This is a genomic window from Micromonospora sp. CA-248212 (genome assembly GCF_050948405.1).
Classification (GTDB): Bacteria; Actinomycetota; Actinomycetes; order Mycobacteriales; family Micromonosporaceae; genus Micromonospora.
Genome location: NZ_CP192023.1, coordinates 754,483 through 773,384 on the forward strand (window position 1 = coordinate 754,483; position 18,902 = coordinate 773,384).

Below are 18,902 nucleotides of genomic sequence, written 5' to 3' on the forward strand. Positions count from 1 at the left end.
GTGCCACCTTCGTTCGCGACTGCGGGCTCGCAAGCGCTGTCGTTCCCCACCCAGAGCCTACGTCGAAGGGACCCCCGGGCCTGCCCGGAGGTCCGCCGACTGAGACCGGATCAACGCCGAAATTGCCGTGGAATGTGGGGTTTCGCCCCGCCCGCCGTAATTCAGATCACCGTCCGCCGGCCCGGGACGACCCCGGCCGGTGGCGGCCAGGGTCGTCGATCGATCAGTCGGTGGGCGGGGCCGGGGACTCGCTCGCCTGTCCGCCGAGCCGGCGCCGCAACGAGGTGGTGGCCAGCGTGAGAGCCAGCACCACCAGCAGCGCGGAGACCGCGACCAGGATGACCGCGGTGCGCTGGACCGAGGACATGCTGTCGTCGGTGGTGGCGCCTGCCGGCAGTACGCCCTGGGAGCCGGTCGGCGCGGGCGGCGAGACGACCGGCGTGGCCAGCGCCGCCGCCGCGGTGATCCGGAAACTCATCTGCAACCGCCGGGTCGCGCCGTTGCGCGGGTCGAGTTGACCGACCACGGCCCCGGACAACGGCGCCTCCCGCTGGGCCTGCGGAGTCGCCTCCACCGGTAGCCGCAGCTCACGGGTCTCGCCGGCGGACAGCAGACCCGCGTCGCACCGGGTACGGGACGCGTCGAGAGCCACGCAACCCGGCGGTGGGGCGGGCGCGCTCACCCCGGACGGCAGGACCACCTCCACCAGCCCGGTGGCGTCCACCGTGCCGGTGTTGCCCAGCCGCACCGCGAGGGTGCTCTGCGCGCCACTGATGTCGAACGCGACCTCGTCGGCGGCCAGCGAGATCCCGGGCACCGGCGGACCGGGCGGGAACAGCACCGCGAAGCCCTGGTCGTCGGCCACCTCGCCGGGTGTCCCCGGCACGTCCGCGACGACCCGTACCGAGCCGCTGAGTGGCATCCGCTCCCAGGCGTCGCCGGCGACCCGCAGCCGGATCAGGCTGCTGAACCGGGTGCCCGCCTCGGTCGTCCACGCCCCGCAGCGGTACGCGCCGCCACCCTCGTCGACGCACCCGTTCGTGCCGGCGTCACTCAGCCCGGCCGGCAGGGTGTACGACAGCCGGACCCGCTGCGTGGCCGTGCCGGTGTTGGCCACGGTGACGCGCAGCGTGGTGGTCGTACTGGGCGCGTTCCAGTACGACTCCGAGAGGGAGACGTCCTCGGTGGTCACCTGTACGCCGAGAGGGCTCGGCGGCGGTGCCTGCGTGCCGCCCGGCGCCGGCGGGTTGACCGGTGGGACCGGGGGTGCGGGCGGCCCGGCCGTCGGCGGATGGGTGGCGCCGCCCGGGGCGGGAGCGCTGGTGACCGGTGGCCCAGGAGCGGTGGTCGGCGGGGGCGCCGGCGGTGTGGTCTCCGGTGGTGCTGCGGTGGTCGGCGGGGCCGGGTCGGTCGGCGCGGGATCGCCGCCCGGATCTTCGGTCGGAATGGGTTCCTGCGGCCCAGTGGTCTCCGGGTCCGGGTCGGGATCGGGTGCCGACTCCGTCACGGCGGTGACCGGATGGGCGCGCGGCGCCGCCGCGCTGGCGAGGGCCGGTGCGACGGCCAGCGCCGCGAGCAGCCCGAGCGCGAGCGACGTTGCCAGCAGGGGGGTGGGATGCCGCCCTGCGGCCCAGCGATCGGGCGAAACCTTCACGCGGGCCATCTGTCCTCCGGTTGCGGGGGTGGGAATCCAATACTCTTAATAGTTGCCCCGGTGCACTAGTCCCACCTGGAAACAAATCCGTAACGTGTTGGGGACGGTCCCTCCGGGGCGGGCGGTAGGCTCCGGGCGTGACCGGTTACCTGGGCTCGTACGCGACGCTCGGGCTCTTGCTGCTCGTCAGCGTCCTGTTCTTTGTGACGGCGTTCTCGGCCAACCGGGTGTTACGTCCCGCCCGCCCGGCCGACCCGTTCGGCAAGCGGGCCAGCTACGAGTGTGGGCTCGACCCGGTCGGCGGGGACTGGGCGCAGATGCAGATCCGCTACTACGTCTACGCGTACCTCTACGTGCTGTTCGCGGTCGAGGCGGTGTTCCTGTTCCCGTGGGCGGTGGTCTTCGACCGACCCGGCTTCGGCGTGGTCACGGTGGTGGAGATGGCGCTCTTCGTGGCGGTGCTCGCCCTCGGCCTCCTCTACGCCTGGCGCAGAAACATCCTCCGCTGGACCTAACCCCCCACCCCATCCCGGGTGGGGGGGTTAGGCCAGGGCTCTTCTGGTGGCTGTGGGTGGGCGGTCGCCGCGGATCGAGGCCACCATGTCCAGCACTCGGCGCGTCGGCCCGACCTGGTGGGCCCGGAACACGCGGGCGCCCAGCCAGGCGGAGACCGCCGTCGCGGCGAGCGTGCCCTCCAGGCGCTCGCCCACCGGAAGGTCGAGCGTCTCGCCGATGAAGTCCTTGTTGGAGAGCGCCACGAGCACCGGCCAGCCGGTGACGGTCAGCTCGCCCAGCCGACGGGTGATCTCCAACGAGTGGCGGGTGTTCTTGCCGAAGTCGTGCGCCGGGTCGATGAGGATCCCGTCGGGGCGTACCCCCTCCGCCACCGCGCGCTCGGCGAGCCCGGTCACCGTCGCGACCACGTCGGTGACCACGTCGTCGAAGGCGGCGCGGTGCGGCCTGGTCCGGGGGGTCAGGCCGCCGGCGTGCGAGCAGACCAGCCCGGCGCCCGTGCTCGCCGCGACCCGGGCGAGCGCCGGGTCGACGCCCGACCAGGTGTCGTTGAGCAGGTCCGCGCCGGCCGCCACGGCCTCCGTCGCCACCTCGGCGCGCCAGGTGTCGATGGAGATCACCACCTCCGGGAACGCGGACCGTACGGCGGCGATGGTGTCCACCGTGCGTCGGATCTCCTCGGTCACGTCCACCTCGGTACCCGGACCGGCCTTGACCCCGCCGATGTCGATGATCTCGGCGCCCTCGTCGACCGCCCGTTCGACCGCCCGGAGCGCGCTGTCCGCGGCGAAGGTGGCGCCCCGGTCGAAGAACGAGTCCGGTGTGCGGTTGACGATGGCCATCACCACCAGCTCACCCGGCGCGAACGTCCGCGAACCAAGCCGAAGTGCCCCGGCCATGCCGCCTCCCGCCTCCTGCGCGCCGTCGCCGCTGCTCCGGCCGCCACCGACGCTAGCCGGTGCGTGCGGGCACGCGTGGGGCGGGCGTGGGCGTCGATGGGTGATCGGGGTGGTGGGGTCGCTACCGGCGGGCTGTCGTGCCACGATCAGTGCATGGGTCAGCTTCTGCTCCTCCTGGTCGTGGCGTTGACCGTCGCGGCGGTGGTTTTCGGCGTGACGGTGCTGGTCGGCGGGCGCGATCCCGGTCTCGCTCCGACGGAACCGGATTCGCAGGCCGTACCGCTGCCGGGCACCCGGCCGCTGCGCGAATCCGACGTCGGCGCGGTCCGTTTCGACACCGGTCTGCGTGGCTACCGGATGGCACAGGTCGACCAGGCGATGCGCCGCGCCGCCTACGACATCGGCTACAAGTCCGAACTGATCGGCGTGTTGGAGGCGGAGGTCATCGCGTTGCGCGAGGGCCGGACCGACGACGCGGACGTGCTGCGCCGGGCGCGGGAGCAGTCCGCCGGTGCGGCGCCCGACGCCACGGCAGCGGAGCCCGCGGCCACCTCCTCAGCGGCCGACGCGGACGGCGTGGCACCGGCGACCGATTCGGCGGTGGATGCCGACGGTGTCGCCCCGGCCACGTCTTCGGCTGTGGACGCCGACGGTGTCGCCCCGGCCACCTCTTCGGCTGCGGACGCCGACGGTGTCGCCCCGGCCACCTCTTCGGCTGCGGATGCCGACGGTGTCGCCCCGGCGACCGACGAGGCGAGCATCCGCACGCCCGCCGACGACGCCGCGCCCGGGGCCGCCCGGGGCGCCGGACAGCAGGGCGCGGTGGTCCGGTCGGAGTCGGCGTGACCGGCCCGGAGGGCGCCGATGCTCTCCGGGAGGCGGCCCAACCGGGCGCCGGTGAGGTGACCGCCACGGTCATCGTCAACGCGCCGGCATCCCGCGTCTTCGCCGCGCTGCTCGCCTGGGAACGGCAGTCCGACTGGATCCCGTTCACCCGGGTCCGGGTCGTCGAGGGCGACGGGCGCGAGGGCAGCCGGATCGAGGCGGTGACCGCGCTCGGCCGGGCGACACTGCGCGACGAGATGCTGGTGGTCCGGGTGGACGAGCCGTACGAGATCGGCGTGGTGCACCACGGCCAGGTGCTGCGCGGCCCGGGTGTCCTGCGCTGCACCGAACTCGGGCAGGCCCGTACTCAGGTCGTCTGGCACGAGTGGTTCCACCTGCCCGGCGGCGCGGCCGGTCGGCTCGCGTGGCCGGTGCTCTGGCCCGGTTCCAAGCTGGGCCTCACCCAGGCGCTCAAGAGGTTCGCGCGGCTGGTCGAGCAGGGCCGCCTGCCCTGACGGCGTCATCGACCGGTTGAGCACGGGCTGTCGGTGCGATGGCCTAGCGTGTGCGACGTGAGTGACCTGGTGATCGGCGCCGACGGGCTGGCCCGCTGCGCCTGGGGGGCGAGCACCCCGGACTATGCCGTCTACCACGACACCGAGTGGGGTCGGCCGCTGCACGGCGACGACGCGCTCTACGAGCGGATGACCCTGGAGGCGTTCCAGTCCGGCCTGTCGTGGCTGACCATCCTGCGCAAGCGGCCCAATTTCCGGCTGGCCTTCGACGAGTTCCACATTCCCACCGTCGCCGGCTACGACGACACGGACGTGACCCGGCTGCTCGCCGACGCCGGCATCGTCCGCAACCGGGCCAAGATCGAGGCGGCGATCGCCAACGCCCGCGCCGCCCTCGACCTGCCCGACGGGCTGTCCGCGCTGCTCTGGTCGTTCGCGCCGGAGCGCCGGCCGGCCCGTCCCGCCTCGTTCGCCGAGCTGGCGCCGATCACCGCCGAGTCGACGGCGATGGCCAAGGCACTCAAGAAGCGCGGCTTCCGGTTCGTCGGCCCCACCACCGCGTACGCCCTCATGCAGGCCACCGGGATGGTCGACGATCACATCGTCGGCTGTCACGTCACCCTCGACACCCGCCCGTGATGGGATGACAGGCATGACGACCGAGACCGCGTACCGGGCCGACGGGGCCGGCCACGCCGACGGGCCGGGCACCTGGGCCGTGCTGCTGCCCGCCGAGCGTTACGAGGCCGAGCGGCTCGTGCACCACGACTCGCTGAAGCTGACCGGCCTGACCGACGCGGGGCGGCCGGGCCCCGGCGACCGGGTGGCGGTGCTGGCCGACGCGCCGCCGCGCCTGGTGGCCCTGGGTCGGGTCGCCGCGCCGACGCAGCGGCACCGTGAGGACCCGGACGACCCGCAGTCCCCGGTCGAGCCGGAGACGCTCGTCGTGACGTACACCCGGCGGGCCTTCGACGAGCCGGTGCCGGCCGACCTGCTGACCCTCGACGGGCCGGTCACCGCCCTGGATCCGGCGACCTTCCGGGCGCTGGCCGACCAGCTCGGCCCGCCCCCGGCGCGGCGTACCTGGCTGGTCAGCCTGGACCTGCCGATCGAGGCCGGCACGCCCGCCGAGGCGGTACGCCTGTTCTGGTCGTACGTGCAGGAGTTGGGGCCGCGTGAGCTGCCCGCCTTCGTCGCACCGTCCGGCGACGAGCTGGCCATGCAGGCCTTCGTGCTCGGCGCGGAGGCCAACCAGGACCCGGAAGAGGACGATTAGGCCTGGAACAACTTGTCGAGGCGTCCACGCCAGTCGGCGAGCACCGGGCCCGGGTCGGTGTCCAGCACCCGTTCCAGCAGCGTGGCGTAGACGTCCCGGAAGTCGGTGGTGTACTTCAGGTCCCCGTCGTCGAGGTCGGTGAGGCTGGGCGCGTCCCCGTGCCAGCCGCCGCGCACTCCCGCGCCGAGCAGCAGCATGTCGGACGCGGTGCCGTGGTCGGTGCCGTCCGAGGCGTTCGCCCGGACCCGGCGGCCGAACTCGGAGTAGACGGCCACCACCACCTTGCGGCCCGCCTCGGTGCGGCTCATCCGGTCGGCGAACCTGGTCAACGCCCGGTCGAGCTGACCCAGCAGCACGGCCTGCAACTGCTTCTCGTCAGCGTGCGTGTCGAAGCCGCCGAGCGAGACCGAGAATGCCCGGGTGGACACCCCGGCCTCCACACACTGCGCGACCAGGTCGAGTTGCGCGTCCAGGGGCGTACCGGCCCCTCCGGTGGCGGTGGCCGGCGCCTGGTCGCCGTCCGGGTCCGTCGTGTCCGGGTCGGCGGAGTCGCGGACCTCGCGGATCATCTCGTCCACCGAGCGCATGTCGGCGAAGCAGGCGGCGGCCCGGGCGCGGGCCGCCGACTCGCCCGCCTCGGCGGCGGCGAACGCCTTCAGCGTGTCCGCCGAGAGCCCCTTGGCGGCCTTGCGGTCGGTCACCGGGACGGCTGCGCCCGCGCTGCGCTCCCCGGCGAGCAGCGGCGGCAGCGCCGGCTCGAAGGAGACCGCCAGTCGGGGGTCGCCGCCCGCCCGGTCGAGCCAGCGGCCGAGCCAGCCGGTGGTGCCGGGCCGGTCCGGTTGCGCGGTGTGCCAGATGTCCATCGACCGGAAGTGGCTGCGGTCCGGCTTCGGGTAGCCGATTCCGCGCACGATCGCGAGTCCACCGGTGGACCAGCGCTTGTGCAGGCCCTCCAGCGCCGGGTTGAGGGCGAAGTCGTCGTCGAGGCGACGAACCTCGCTGTCGGGGTACGCCAGCTCGGGGCGGGCTGCCCGGTAGGCCGGGTCGCCGTACGGGATGACGGTGTTCAGGCCGTCGTTGCCGCCGTAGAGGGTCACCAGCACCAGTGTCTGTGACTGCGGGTCGCGGTCTCCGGCGGTGTCCAGCAGGTCCCGCAGGCTGTACGCGCCCGCTCCGGCGGCCAACGCGCCCGCGCCGACCACCCCGCTGGTGAGCAGGAACCTGCGTCGGGTCAGGGTGTCCATCTTCTCGACTCCTTCCGCTCAGCTGACGGTGTACTCGGGGCTGACCAGGCCGGCAGCCAGTAGTTTTCGAGGTTCGCCGGCCAGCGGGGTCAGGGCGGCCCGGGTACGGGCGCTCCATCCGTCGACGACGAGTAGCCGGGCCAGGGCGTCCGCCCGTCCGGCGGTGGGCGCGGCGGTCAGCCGGTCCAGCAGCGCGGGACGGGCCGCGGCGGCGAGCATGCCGGCCAGTCGGAGTCGGCCCTGTAGCGACGAGGTGGTCAGCCAGGCGGGGCCGGCCGGCCAGCCACCCACGCTGGGCGGTCGCAGCGGCACCTGGTCCAGGGCGCTCAACCCGCTCAGCAGTTGCTTGCGCTGCTGCTCGGGCAGTTCCTTGGGGCGGATGCCGAGCTGTCGCAGCGCGCCGACCGTCCACTCGACGGGCTGCTTCACCAGCGTGCCGCGGGTCTGGGCGAAGGCCGGTGACGAGAACAGCGCCCGCAGGGTGGCGACGGTGTCCGCGCCCGCCAGGCCGTCCGGCGTCGGGACGTCGGTGCCGGCGTAGCGGAACCAGAGCCGCCGGGCCACGAACGTCGCCGCCGCCGGCTGGGCGGCCAGCAGTCCGGCGTACGCCTCGGCGTCGAAGCGGCCGTTCTGTCCGAGGATCGTCTTCTCCCCGGGGTCGTGTCGTTTGGCCTCGAAGCGGGCCACCCCGGTACGGCGGTCGACCGTCCAGCCGGTCAACGCCCGCGCGCCGGCCTTCACGTCGGCCTCGGTGTAGCCGCCGATGCCGAGGGTGAACAGCTCCATCAGTTCGCGCGCCAGGTTCTCGTTCGGCGCCTTACGGGTGTTCTTCTGCCCGTCCAGCCAGATGATCAGCGCCGGGTCGCGCACCATCGCGGCGACCAGGGGGGCCAACGGCCCGCGCCCGTGCCGGCGCAGCGTCTCCAACTGGCCCTGCATCATCCGCGCCGACTTGACCTTCTGGGCGCTGGTCGCCCAGTGCCCGTGCCAGAAGAAGAGCAGTTTCTCGGTGAGCCCGTCCTCGGCGGCGACCATCCGGTCCAGCCACCACAGGGTCACCTGCGCAAGTTGCTCCTTGCGCTGGGCGTTGGCCTTCTGCCGCTGCTCGCGGGTGGACTCCTTGGTCAGCGCCGCGTACGGGTCGGCGGGCAGGGCCGGCGGTGGCGTGGCCGCCGCGCCCCGGTCGGCTCGCCCCGGGGCGAGCAGGTTGTCCAGGGTCGCCGCCGGCCCGGCCCGCTCGGCCGCGTCCACCTCGTCGGCGGTCGGCCCGAAGGTGGCCCGACGCAGCAGGTGCGCCACCGCTTCACGATCGCTCATGGAAGCCGACGCTAGGCGGCCCGCGTACGAGGACGGTAAGGGCGGGGTGCGAATCGCGTTCAGTGTCCCTCGAAGACCGGTTTCTGCTTGGCGACGAACGCGAGGGTGGCCGCCTTGTGGTCGGCCGTGGCGCCGCAGATCGCCTGGGCCTGGGCCTCGGCCGAGAGCGCGTCGGCGAGGGTGCCGGCGTCGGCGATCGAGAGCTGCCGCTTGATCGCCCCGTACGCGACGGTGGGGCCGGCGGCGAGCCGGGCGGCCAGCTCCTGCGCGGCCGGCAGCACCTGCTCATCGTCGTCCATCAGCCGGGTGAGCAGCCCGAGCCGGCAGGCCTCCTCGGCGCGGACCGGTTCGGCCAGCATCAGCAGCTCCACCGCCTTGGCGTGGCCGACCAGCCGGGGCAGCGTCCAGGACGCGCCGGTGTCGGCCGCCAGACCGACCTTGGCGAAGGCCATCAGGAAGCTGGTGCTCGGCCCGCCGATGCGGATGTCGGCCAGGAAGGCCAGCGACGCGCCCGCTCCGGCGGCCATCCCGCGTACGGCGGCCACCACCGGCTTGGGCAGGTTGGCCAGCCGGGCGGCGATCGGGTTGTAGTGCACCCGGACGGTGCCCAGCGGGTCGGCCGAGCCGTTCTCGAGCGTCGAGGTGTGCTCGCGCAGGTCCTGCCCGGCGCTGAACGAACCGCCCGCCCCGGCCAGCACGACCGCCCGGCAGGACCGGTCGGTCTCCAGCTCCGCCAGGGTGTCCCGCAGCGCCTCCTTCAGCGCGACGTCGAACGCGTTCATCGCCTGCGGCCGGTTCAGCGTGAGGGTGACGACGGCGTCGGTCCGGTCGACGAGCAACGGCTCGGTCACGTGTCTAACGACCCTTCTGTCGAACGATGCGGTTGCCGGCGTCGAGGCACTGCTCGACGTACCGGTCGGCGGCTGGACGCAGGCGGGCCGCGTGCCGGTCGAAGAAGCTGGCCGCGGCGGTGCCGGGCCAGCGCTCGGGCAGCAGCGCCGGGGGCAGCTGCGGATCCCGGAACAGGAAGGTACGCCACGCGTGCACGAGCCGGAACCGGACCGCGTACGCCTCCTCGTCGCTGCTGCGCACGGTGACCGCGCTCAGGAGCGGGCGCTGGTCGGCGACGAACCGCTCGTACGCGCGGCCGATCTCGGCCAGGTCCCACGCGCGACGGACGACGCCCATCGCGCCCGGGGTGCCGGAGAAGTGCGATGCGGTGAACCGTTCGAACCGGATGCCGGCCTCGGCCAGCAGCAGGTCGACGTCCTCGGCGGGGCGGGTCGCGACCCAGGTCTGCTCGTCGAGGGTGCCGTAGCCGAGAAAGCTGAGGGTGGCGGCGAGTCGTTGCCGGTCCCGCCGGGAGCCCGGCGCGTCGAGGACGAGCAGATCGAACCGGCCGTCCCAGGTGACCCGGCCGGTCCGGTAGATCCGGGCCGCCGCCTCGTCGAGTCGTCGGGCGGCTTTTGGTGTGATCGAATATCCCGGTCCGGAGGCCAGCCGGAGCGGGTCGAGCCAGCCTTGACGCACCATCCGGGACACGGCGGTGCGAACGGCGGGCGGCGCGATTCCCAACGGCGCCAGTAGCTTGACCAGGGCGGCGACCGGTGCGCGGCCACCCCTCGGTCGGAGATGGTCGCCGTACAGGTCGAAGAGTGCCGACCGTGCCTGCATGACCGCACATTGTGACAGGCCTTCTCAAGATAAGCTAGATGCTGTTACATCAATGCTGCTCCGGTTTGGGTCCGGCGGTGTTCATCAGGGAAAATCGTCTGTCGACACCCCCGCGAGCGTTGCGGGTGGTCGTGACGAAGTGGCTGTGGGGCAACCCACCGACCCTGGTGTAGGTCTGAGGGGAGACAACATGGCGGCGATGAAGCCGCGGACGGGCGACGGTCCGCTGGAAGTCACCAAGGAGGGTCGGGGCATCGTCATGCGTGTCCCGCTGGAGGGCGGTGGCCGGCTCGTCGTCGAGATGACTCCCGACGAGGCCAACGCGCTCGGTGACGCGTTGAAGGCAGCCGCCGGCTGAGTGAGGGACGACCCGGACGGCGTACGCCGGTCGGAGCGTTTCTTGGACCCTGAGCCACCGGGAGCGCCGGTGGCTCAGGGTCTTCATATCTGTGCGCGGGCATGGCCCGATCCACTTTGTGAAACTTCCTGGAGGTGCGGTTCCGCGTGCTCGCCATCCGTCCGCTCGCCGAGCCCGAACGGCTCGACGTCCTCGTCCTGCCCGTACGCCCCACCGAGCCGGCGGCGGGAGGTGACGTCTCGGCGGAGCCGGCGCCGACCGCGGTGACGCCGCCGGACGGCACCGCCGACGAGGCGGCCGCGCTGGTGCCGGCCGCCCGACTGAGCGGACGGGCCGGCGAGATCAGCACGCAGCTGCGTCCCGGGCGCGACCCCGGTCAGCTGGTGCTGCTCGGTATCGGCGACGGCGGGGAATCCTCCTGGCGGACGGCCGGCGCGGCCCTGGCCCGCTCTGCGTCAGATGAGACGCATATCACTATCGCTCTGCCGGCCGGGGTGACTGCGGCCGCCGTGCGCGGGCTGACCGAGGGGCTGCTGCTCGCCTCGTACCGGTTCCGGCTGACCGACGCCGACCAGCCGCCCGCGCTCGACGGCGTCGACCTGCTGGTCACCGACCCGGCGGCCCACGAGGAAACGGTCGCCACCGCGCGGACCACCGCCGCGATGACCCGTCTCGCGCGCGACCTGACCAACATGCCCTCCTCGGTGAAGACCCCGCAGTGGTTCGCCGACCAGGCGGCCGCCGCCTCCGCCGACCTGCCGGACCTGCGCCTGACGGTCCGTGGTCCGGCCGAGTTGGCCGCCGAGGGCTTCGGCGGGATCCTCGCCGTGGGCGGCGGCTCGGCCAGCGGCCCGCGTCTGCTGGAGATGGACTGGCACCCCGCGAACGCGCGTACCCACGTGGTGCTGATCGGCAAGGGCATCACCTTCGACACCGGCGGCATCTCGATCAAGCCGGTGCCCGCCATGAAGCTGATGCGCAAGGACATGGCCGGCGCGGCGGCGGTCGTCGCCGCCACCCTCGGCGCGGCGGCGTTGCGCCTGCCGGTCCGCGTCACCACCCTGGCCCCGCTCGCCGAGAACATGGTCAGCGGCTCGGCGTTCCGTCCGGGCGACGTCATCCGGCACTACGGCGGGACGACCAGCGAGACGACCAACTCCGACGCCGAGGGCCGACTGGTCCTCGCCGACGCGCTCGCCTACGCGGTGCGGCAGCTCAAGCCCGACCTGCTCGTCGACCTCGCCACCCTCACCGGCGCCAACGCCGTGGCGCTGGGCAAGCGGACCGCCGCCCTCTACAGCGAGAACGACGACCTGGCCGCCGACGTGCTGAACGCGATCGAGGCGGCTGGCGAGGCGGCCTGGCGGATGCCGCTGCACGGCGACTACGTCGAGTACCTGGGCAGCGAGATCGCCGACCTCTACAGCGCGCCCACCCAGGGCGCCGGATCGGTCACGGCGGCGCTCTACCTCCGCGAGTTCACCGGCGACCTGCGGGACCGTTGGCTGCACCTGGACATGTCCGCCCCGTCCTGGGCGGACGGCGACCACGCGGAGTTGAGCCGGGGCGCGACGGGCTGGGGTGTCCGCTCGCTGCTGCGCTGGCTGGCCGCCGTCGACTGACGGTCAGCACTTCACCGCGGCGAGCACCCCGTGGCCGACCGGGAGCAGCGCGGGGATCCAGTGCTCCGACTCCCGCAACGCCTTGATCGTCTCGCGGACCGTCACCGTCCCCGCGTCCCGGGCGGACGGGTCAGCGATCCGGCCGCCGGCCAGCATCCCGTTGAGCGCGAGCACCCCGCCCGGGCGCAGTAGCCGTAGCGCCGCCTCCACGAAGGCGTGGAACCCGGTGGCCTCGGCATCGACGAAGACGAGGTCGTACGCGCCGTCGGCCAGTCGGGGCAGCACGTCCAACGCGCGGCCGGTGATGATGCGGGTACGGCCGGTGGCGAAGCCCGCCTCGGTGAAGATCCGTCGTGCCATCCGCTGGTGCTCCACCTCCAGGTCGATGGTGGTGAGCACACCGTCGGCACGCATGCCGCGCAGCAGCCAGACGCCGCTCACGCCCGTACCGGTGCCGATCTCCACGACCGCGCGGGCGTTGCCCGCGGCGGCCAGCAGCCGCAACGCCGCCCCCGCTCCGGGTGTGACCGCGTCGAGACCCACCTCGTGGGCCAGGCTGCGGGCGGTGCGGAGCACGAGATCCTCGGTCACGTACGACTCGGCGAACTGCTGAGCCTGGGTCGTCGAACTGCCGGAACCGGCGACCGTGGCGATGGGGCACCTCCGGGCGGCGCGTGGTGCGGGGGGCGGGTTGGCACTGTGAGCGTAGAGGCGACCGGCGCGAGGCGCAGCCGCGCCTCCGTCCTCACCGCGATCACCGGAGGCAACCGCTGACTCCACCGCGCGCATCCGTGCAATCCTGGAAGCGGTATTCCGTCAGTCTCGACCGCGCCGAACCGTGGCCGGGCGAGGCCGCACGGGATCCGGGGGACGGACTGGGAGGCACCGACGTGACCGACGGCTGGGAATGGCGCCGGGACGGTGAGACTCCGGCTCCGGCGCGCCCGCCGGGGGCAGGAGCCCCGCCGGAGGGGCCGCCGGCCACGCCGGGGAGCGGCACCGCGCCCTCGGCCGCCGACACCGCAACCACGGCCGGGGCCCCGACCGGGTCGTACCCGAATCCGCCGCCCCCCACCGCTGGCGCGTCGCCGTGGTGGTCCGACGCGCTCGGCGATCCGTGGCGTGACCCGGCGGCCCCCACCGCGGTCGTGGTGCCTTCGGTGGTGCCTTCCGGCACCGAGCCGGAGCCGGTCACCGACCCGGACGCGCCCGGCCGACCGACGCTGCGACACCTGCTGCTCATCCCGGTGATCACCGCTCTGCTGGCCGGCACCCTCGGCGGCGCGCTGGGCTACGCGTTCGCGGTGCGTGGCGGCGCGGCCGGCACGGTGCTCGGTGCGGCGGCCGCGGATCCACCGGCGTTGGCCCAGCGCAAGCCGGAGTCGCTGGCCGGGGTCGCCGAACGTGTGCTGCCCAGCGTGGTCACCATCCGGGTCAGCAGCCTCGGCGGGACCAGCGAGGGCTCGGGGTTCATCGCCAGCGCCGACGGGCACGTGATCACCAACGACCACGTGGTGGCCGGCAGCAGCGGCAAGGCCTCGGTGGTCTTCAACGACGGCAGTTCCGCTGCGGCGACCGTGGTCGGCCAGGACCCGGAGTCCGACATCGCGGTGATCAAGGTGAACCGGACGGGTCTGCGGCCGGTGGAGTTCGGGGATTCCGACGCGCTGGCCGTCGGTGACCCGGTCCTCGCCGTGGGCTCACCCCTGTCGCTGGCCAACACGGTCACCGCCGGCATCGTGAGCGCCCTGGACCGGACGATGCAGGCCGGTGAGCCGGGCGGCCCGGTGCGCTACTACGCGGCGATCCAGACCGACGCCGCCGTCAACCACGGCAACTCGGGGGGCCCGCTCGTCGACGGCGCCGGCCGGGTGGTGGGCGTCAACTCCACCATCAAGTCGCTGGTGGCCGACGGGCAGGAGGCCGGCAACATCGGTCTCGCCTTCGCCATCCCGATCAACCAGGCCAAGCGGGTCACCCAGGAGATCATCGGCACCGGCAAGGCCCGGCGTACGGTCATCGGCGCCCAGGTCGGCGGCCCGGGCGCGGGTGCGGGCGGCGGCGTACGACTGGCCGCCGTGGAGCCCTCCGGGCCGGCGGCCGGGGCCGGGCTCAAGGTCGGCGACGTGATCCTGAAGCTCGACGGCCGGCCGATGACCGAGCCGACCGACCTGATCGCCCTGGTCCGCAAGTTCGCGCCGGGGTCGGTGGTGACCGTCGAGTTCCGGCGGGGAACCGCACGACGGAACACGTCGGTGACCCTCGCCGCGGATGCCAAGTGAACAGCGGGTCACCCCCTGCCGGAAAGCCGCCCGACGTGCGTAGTCTTGCTGCTGACGCCGAGAGGAGGCCCACGGGATGTTCGAGAACCTGAACATGTGGGAAGTCGGGGCGCTGCTGCTTCTGGCGCTGTTGATCTTCGGTGACCGGTTACCTGCCGTGATCAACGACGGCCTACGGCTGGTCCGTAACCTGCGGAACATGGCCCGCAACGCCACCGGCGACCTCAGTCGTGAGCTGGGCACCGACATCCAGCTCGAAGACCTGCACCCGAAGGCCTTCATCCGCAAGCACCTCCTCAGCGAGGAGGACGAGGCGGCGATCCGCAAGCCGCTACAGGGCGTCTACGACAACCTGCGCGCGGACGTCGACGGTGTGCACAACGAGCTGAAGGACGTGGCCAACGCCGCGGACCTGCGCTCGAACGGCACGCGACCCGGCACCACCACCGGTACGCCCTCGACGCCGGCGCCCCGGGTCAGCTACGACGACGCGACCTGAGCCCGGTGCCCGCCGGTGCGGGTCCCGTCGCGGCGGGCAGAAGCGCGGCCTTGATCGACTCGGTCTCAAGGAAAGCGGCCGATCAACCGGCGCGGGACAGCCCGACTTCCCGAAACCCGAGTTGATCATGGCGCCCCGCCGGAGGCCGAGCGCTGGCGCGGCATAACCCGCTCAGCGCCCGGCGCGCGGCAGAACCGGTCAGCGCCCGGCGGGCTTGAGGCCGAGCGGCTTGCCGAGCAGCGACTCACGGCGCAGCGCGAGCCGGTCGGCGACGCCGCCGAGCGCCTGCGCGGCCGGGGACTCCGGCGCGGCCAGCACGATCGGGTTACCGGCGTCGCCGGCCTCGCGGACCCGGGTGTCCAGCGGGATCTGGCCCAGCAGCGGCACCTGGGCGCCGATCGTCCGGCTCAGCGACTCGGCGACCGCCGTGCCGCCACCGGCCCCGAAGATCTCCATGCGGGATCCGTCCGGCAGCTCCAGCCAGGACATGTTCTCGATCACGCCGACGACCCGCTGGTGGGTCTGCAGGGCGATCGCCCCGGCCCGCTCCGCCACCTCGGCGGCGGCGGTCTGCGGGGTGGTGACGATCAGGATCTCCGAGTTGGGCAGGAGCTGGGCCAGCGAGATGGCCACGTCGCCGGTGCCCGGCGGCAGGTCGAGCAGGAGCACGTCCAGGTCGCCCCAGTAGACGTCGGCGAGGAACTGCTGCAACGCCCGGTGCAGCATCGGGCCGCGCCACACCACGGCCGCGTTGCCCGAGGTGAACATGCCGATCGAGATCACCTTCACACCGTGCGACTGCGGCGGCATGATCATGTCTTCGACGCGGGTGGGCCGGCCGTCCGCGCCGAGCATGCGGGGCACCGAGTGACCGTAGATGTCGGCGTCCACCACGCCCACGGAGAGCCCCCGGGCGGCGAGCGCCGCCGCCAGGTTGACCGTCACGCTGGACTTGCCGACACCGCCCTTGCCGCTGGCCACCGCGTACACGCGGGTGCGCGAGCCGGGCTGGGCGAACGGGATGACCGGCTCCTCGCTCGCACCGCCGCCGCGCAACTGCGCCTGTAGCGACTGCCGCTGCTCGGGGCTCATCACGCCAAAGTCGATCTCCACGCCGGCCACGCCCGGCACCGCCGCCACCGCGGCGGTGATGTCGGTGCGCAGCTTGTCCTTGAGCGGGCAGCCGGCGACGGTGAGCAGCAGCTCGACCCGGACGACGCCGTCCGCGCCGATCGTGGCGGAGCGGACCATGCCCAGCTCGGTGATGGGCCGGCGGATCTCCGGGTCGTTGACGGTGGCCAGGGCGGCCTGGATCGCGTCCTCGACGGTGCTCACGGGTGCTGACATGCCCGCAATGCTACGTCGCGGGGCATCCCGGCCGACTGCTGGCCGAGGGTGGTGTGAGCCAAACGATGAGCCGTCGTCAGCGTTCGGGCCGGGCGTCGCGGGCGTAGTCGCCGTCCAGGTCGTCGCGCGGCTCGTCCAGCCCGGGAAGGTCGGTCGACCGCTGGCTGCCCTTCTCCTGCTGCCGGCGCTCCAGGCGTTGCCGGCGCTGCCCCGCCTCGTCCAGCTCCTCGGCCAGCCGGGTCAGCTCGGAGCGGAGGAAGTCCCGGGTGGCCACCTCGCCGAGCGCGATCCGCAGTGCGGCGATCTCCCGGGCCAGGTACTCGGTGTCCGCCTTCTGCGCCGTGGCCCGCCGCCGGTCCTCCTCCAGGGCCAGCCGGTCCCGGTCGGCCTGCCGGTTCTGGGCCAGCAGGATCAGCGGCGCGGCGTAGCTGGCCTGCAACGACAGCACCAGCGTGAGGAACGTGAAGGTGTACGGGTCGAAGCGCAACCCGGCCGGGGCGAGGGTGTTCCAGCCGAACCAGATCGCGATCACCACCGTCATGACGACGATGAAGTTAGCGGTGCCCATGCCCCGCGCGATCCCCTCCGACCAGCGGCCGAACGCTTCCGCGTCGAACCGGGGGAGGGTGATGCCCCGGGGCTCGCGGGGCTGGTCGAGCCGCTCCGTGCGCCGCTGCTCAGCCACCGTCGCCGTCCGGTACCGCGTCGGTGGTGCCCGGGGCGCTCACGGCGTCCCGGTCACGCCAGTCCCGGGGCAGCGAGTGGTCCAGGACGTCGTCGACCGTGACGGCCCCGACCAGCCGGCTGTTCCGGTCGATCACCGGCATGGCGACCAGGTCGTAGGTGGCCATGCGGCGGGTGATCTCCGGCAGTGGGGTGGTGGGACGCAACGGGTCGATGTCGTTGACCACCACCTTGCCCAACAGGTCGGCCGGCGGTTCGCGCAGCAACGCCTGGAAGTGCACCATGCCCAGGTAGCGGCCGGTCGGCGTGTTCTGCGGGGCCCGGGTCACGAAGACCTGCGCGGCGACCGCGGGGGAGAGCTGCGGCTCACGGATCCGCGCCAGCGCCTCGGCGACGGTGGCGTCCGGCGGCAGGATGACCGGCTCCGAGGTCATCACGCTGCCCGCCGTGCCCGGCGTGTACTTCAAGAGCTGGCGTACCGGGTCCGCCTCGTCCGGCTCCATGAGGTCCAGCAGGACGTCCTGCTCCGGTGGGGGCAGCTCGTTGAGCAGGTCGGCGGCGTCGTCCGGGTCCATCTCCTCCAGCACGTCGGCGGCCCGTTCCCGGTCCAGCGCGGCGAGGATCTCCACCTGGTCGTGCTCCGGTAGCTCGCTGAGCACGTCGGCCAGCCGCTCGTCGTTCAACGCGGCGGCCACCTCGTTGCGTCGGGCGTCCGGCAGGTCCTGCAGGGCGTTGGCGAGGTCGGCGGGGCGCATGTCCTCCAGGACGGCGAGCAGGTTCGCCGTACCCCGGTTGTCGGCGATGCCGCTGAGGCCGCGCACCCGGTCCCACTCGACCTGGTGCAGGTGGCCGCGGCGGCTGAGCCGGCCGGTCTGCTCGCGGACCGCGACCCGGGTCAGCGACCACTCGCCACCCCTGGTGCACTCCATGGCGACGTCCACCACCGCGCCGGGCTGGCCGCCCGGGTCGAGCTGCACGCGCCGGTCCAGCAGCTCCTGGAGCACCAGCAGCTCGTTCGGGCGCTTCTCGAAGCGTCGCAGGTTGAGCGTGCCGGAGCCGAGCACCACCGCGTCCGCGTCGATCGACGTGATGCGGTTGATGGAGAGGAAGATGCGCCGACGCATGGGCATCTCGGCGACCAGACCCACCACCTCGGGGGGACGCGTGGTCGCCCGGAGCCGTCCCACGGCGTCACGGACCCGGCCCACCTGGTCGCCGTTCGGATCGAAGACGGCGACTCCGGCGAGGCGGGCGATGTAGACCCGGGTCGGCGTACTCACGGGCACCAGCCTAAGCGCCTAGTGTTTATCAACATGTCGACCTTGGCCTACGAGATCGTGGACGTCTTCACCGACCGCCCGTTCGCCGGCAATCCGCTGGCCGTGGTGTTCGGCGCGGAGGCGCTGGCCACCGAGCAGATGCAGGCGCTCGCGCTGGAGTTCAACCTCTCCGAGACGGTGTTCGTGCTGCCACCGACGCAGGTCGGCGCCACCTACCGGGCCCGCATCTTCACGCCGGTCGAGGAGTTGCCGTTCGCCGGGCACCCGAGCGTCGGCGCGGCGGTCACCGCGAGCCGGCGGGGGATGTTCGGTGTGGGGCAGATCACCCAGGAGTGCGGGGCCGGCGTGCTGCCGATCGAGGTGACGTCGTCCGGGGCGACGCTCACCGGAGGCGTTCCCACCCTCGGCCCCGAGTTGGACCCGGAGCCGCTGCTGGAGATCGCCGGTCTGGGCGCGGACGACCACGACCCGGCCGGGCCCGCTCCCCGGGTGGCCGGCTGCGGGCTGGAGTTCCCCTACCTGCCGGTCCACCCGGACGCGGTGGCCCGGGCGCGGGTGAACCCGGCGGCGGCGGAACGGTTGGGGGTGGCGCACGTCAGCGTCTTCTCCTGGGACGTCGCCACGCAAACCGCGCACGCTCGGGTCTTCGTGCCGGGGATCGGCGTCCCGGAGGACCCGGCGACCGGTTCGGCGGCCCTCGGGTTGGGCGTCTGGCTGGTGGCCAGCGGGCTACTGCCGGCGGACGGGCTGTCGCACTATTCGGTGCGCCAGGGCGTGGAGATGGGCCGCCCGTCCGCGCTGGGCTGCACGGTGACCGCGGCGAACGGCGTGGCGGTCGGCGCGACCGTCGCCGGCCAGGTGATGCCGGTGGCCCGGGGCGAGATCGCCGTGCCGCCGTTCGTGGGCTGAGCGA

At 73.3% G+C, this 18,902-nt stretch carries 20 protein-coding genes; 10 read left to right on the plus strand and 10 right to left on the minus strand.

Annotated elements, in window-relative coordinates; all coding sequences use genetic code 11:
- Window positions 1–223: 223 nt before the first annotated feature.
- Window positions 224–1,663: a hypothetical protein gene (locus tag ACQP03_RS03510; RefSeq protein WP_357394156.1), complete on the minus strand. Its 1,440-nt coding sequence runs from the start codon at window positions 1,661–1,663 to the stop codon at window positions 224–226.
- A gap of 128 nt (window positions 1,664–1,791) precedes the next feature.
- Between ACQP03_RS03510 and ndhC the strand changes: the two genes are divergently transcribed.
- Window positions 1,792–2,169, plus strand: coding sequence for an NADH-quinone oxidoreductase subunit A (gene ndhC / locus ACQP03_RS03515; protein WP_357124358.1), 378 nt, complete (start codon window positions 1,792–1,794; stop codon window positions 2,167–2,169).
- 27 nt (window positions 2,170–2,196) lie between these two features.
- Here the strand turns inward: ndhC and folP are convergent, their stop codons facing one another.
- On the minus strand, window positions 2,197–3,066 hold the full coding sequence (folP, locus tag ACQP03_RS03520; RefSeq protein WP_357124361.1) for a dihydropteroate synthase: 870 nt from the start codon (window positions 3,064–3,066) through the stop codon (window positions 2,197–2,199).
- Between the two features lie 153 nt (window positions 3,067–3,219).
- On the opposite strand from folP, the gene ACQP03_RS03525 reads away from it, so the two are divergent.
- The 4 genes from ACQP03_RS03525 to ACQP03_RS03540 are packed head-to-tail and all read left to right on the plus strand — an operon-like array spanning window position 3,220 to window position 5,682.
- Entirely contained in the window at window positions 3,220–3,912 is a 693-nt protein-coding gene (locus tag ACQP03_RS03525; protein ID WP_357124364.1) for a DivIVA domain-containing protein, read from the plus strand.
- A complete protein-coding gene (locus tag ACQP03_RS03530) occupies window positions 3,909–4,406 on the plus strand; it encodes an SRPBCC family protein (RefSeq protein WP_357124368.1) in 498 nt (165 codons plus the stop codon). Before ACQP03_RS03525 ends, ACQP03_RS03530 begins: the two co-directional genes overlap by 4 nt.
- Window positions 4,407–4,463: 57 nt before the next feature.
- Window positions 4,464–5,045 (plus strand): DNA-3-methyladenine glycosylase I, encoded by a 582-nt coding sequence (locus ACQP03_RS03535; protein ID WP_357124371.1) that lies wholly within the window; start codon window positions 4,464–4,466, stop codon window positions 5,043–5,045.
- Between the two features lie 13 nt (window positions 5,046–5,058).
- On the plus strand, window positions 5,059–5,682 hold the full coding sequence (locus tag ACQP03_RS03540) for a hypothetical protein (protein ID WP_357124374.1): 624 nt from the start codon (window positions 5,059–5,061) through the stop codon (window positions 5,680–5,682).
- On the opposite strand, the gene ACQP03_RS03545 is transcribed toward ACQP03_RS03540, so the two are convergent.
- The 4 genes from ACQP03_RS03545 to ACQP03_RS03560 are packed head-to-tail and all read right to left on the minus strand — an operon-like array spanning window position 5,679 to window position 9,917.
- Window positions 5,679–6,926, minus strand: a complete 1,248-nt coding sequence (locus tag ACQP03_RS03545) for a DUF1501 domain-containing protein (RefSeq protein ID WP_433460254.1) — start codon at window positions 6,924–6,926, stop codon at window positions 5,679–5,681. The genes ACQP03_RS03540 and ACQP03_RS03545 overlap by 4 nt on opposite strands.
- 18 nt (window positions 6,927–6,944) lie before the next feature.
- Window positions 6,945–8,243 (minus strand): DUF1800 domain-containing protein, encoded by a 1,299-nt coding sequence (locus ACQP03_RS03550; protein WP_357124380.1) that lies wholly within the window; start codon window positions 8,241–8,243, stop codon window positions 6,945–6,947.
- 59 nt (window positions 8,244–8,302) lie between these two features.
- Complete coding sequence (locus tag ACQP03_RS03555) at window positions 8,303–9,094, minus strand: enoyl-CoA hydratase-related protein (RefSeq protein WP_357124383.1); 792 nt, start codon at window positions 9,092–9,094, stop codon at window positions 8,303–8,305.
- A 4-nt stretch (window positions 9,095–9,098) separates the two neighbouring features.
- Window positions 9,099–9,917: a PaaX family transcriptional regulator gene (locus tag ACQP03_RS03560; RefSeq protein WP_355049029.1), complete on the minus strand. Its 819-nt coding sequence runs from the start codon at window positions 9,915–9,917 to the stop codon at window positions 9,099–9,101.
- A gap of 190 nt (window positions 9,918–10,107) precedes the next feature.
- Here ACQP03_RS03560 and ACQP03_RS03565 point away from each other — a divergent pair, with 190 nt between their 5' ends.
- Window positions 10,108–10,275, plus strand: a complete 168-nt coding sequence (locus ACQP03_RS03565; protein ID WP_007455245.1) for a DUF3117 domain-containing protein — start codon at window positions 10,108–10,110, stop codon at window positions 10,273–10,275.
- A gap of 146 nt (window positions 10,276–10,421) precedes the next feature.
- Entirely contained in the window at window positions 10,422–11,897 is a 1,476-nt protein-coding gene (locus tag ACQP03_RS03570) for a leucyl aminopeptidase family protein (protein WP_433460257.1), read from the plus strand.
- Window positions 11,898–11,900: 3 nt separating this feature from the next.
- Here the strand turns inward: ACQP03_RS03570 and ACQP03_RS03575 are convergent, their stop codons facing one another.
- Window positions 11,901–12,488, minus strand: a complete 588-nt coding sequence (locus tag ACQP03_RS03575; RefSeq protein ID WP_433460259.1) for an O-methyltransferase — start codon at window positions 12,486–12,488, stop codon at window positions 11,901–11,903.
- 284 nt (window positions 12,489–12,772) lie between these two features.
- Between ACQP03_RS03575 and ACQP03_RS03580 the strand changes: the two genes are divergently transcribed.
- Window positions 12,773–14,179 carry a trypsin-like peptidase domain-containing protein gene (locus ACQP03_RS03580; protein ID WP_433461127.1) on the plus strand — a complete coding sequence of 469 codons (1,407 nt, stop codon included), beginning with the start codon at window positions 12,773–12,775 and terminating at the stop codon, window positions 14,177–14,179.
- Between the two features lie 76 nt (window positions 14,180–14,255).
- Complete coding sequence (locus ACQP03_RS03585; protein WP_357124392.1) at window positions 14,256–14,678, plus strand: preprotein translocase subunit TatB; 423 nt, start codon at window positions 14,256–14,258, stop codon at window positions 14,676–14,678.
- A gap of 198 nt (window positions 14,679–14,876) precedes the next feature.
- Here the strand turns inward: ACQP03_RS03585 and ACQP03_RS03590 are convergent, their stop codons facing one another.
- The 3 genes from ACQP03_RS03590 to ACQP03_RS03600 form a co-directional block, all read right to left on the minus strand.
- Window positions 14,877–16,025, minus strand: a complete 1,149-nt coding sequence (locus tag ACQP03_RS03590; protein ID WP_357171871.1) for an Mrp/NBP35 family ATP-binding protein — start codon at window positions 16,023–16,025, stop codon at window positions 14,877–14,879.
- 76 nt (window positions 16,026–16,101) lie between these two features.
- On the minus strand, window positions 16,102–16,710 hold the full coding sequence (locus ACQP03_RS03595) for a DUF1003 domain-containing protein (protein ID WP_357171870.1): 609 nt from the start codon (window positions 16,708–16,710) through the stop codon (window positions 16,102–16,104).
- Window positions 16,703–17,989 carry a magnesium transporter MgtE N-terminal domain-containing protein gene (locus ACQP03_RS03600; protein WP_357124402.1) on the minus strand — a complete coding sequence of 429 codons (1,287 nt, stop codon included), beginning with the start codon at window positions 17,987–17,989 and terminating at the stop codon, window positions 16,703–16,705. Before ACQP03_RS03600 ends, ACQP03_RS03595 begins: the two co-directional genes overlap by 8 nt.
- Window positions 17,990–18,022: 33 nt before the next feature.
- Here ACQP03_RS03600 and ACQP03_RS03605 point away from each other — a divergent pair, with 33 nt between their 5' ends.
- Window positions 18,023–18,898 carry a PhzF family phenazine biosynthesis protein gene (locus ACQP03_RS03605; RefSeq protein ID WP_357124405.1) on the plus strand — a complete coding sequence of 292 codons (876 nt, stop codon included), beginning with the start codon at window positions 18,023–18,025 and terminating at the stop codon, window positions 18,896–18,898.
- Window positions 18,899–18,902 lie beyond the last annotated feature (4 nt).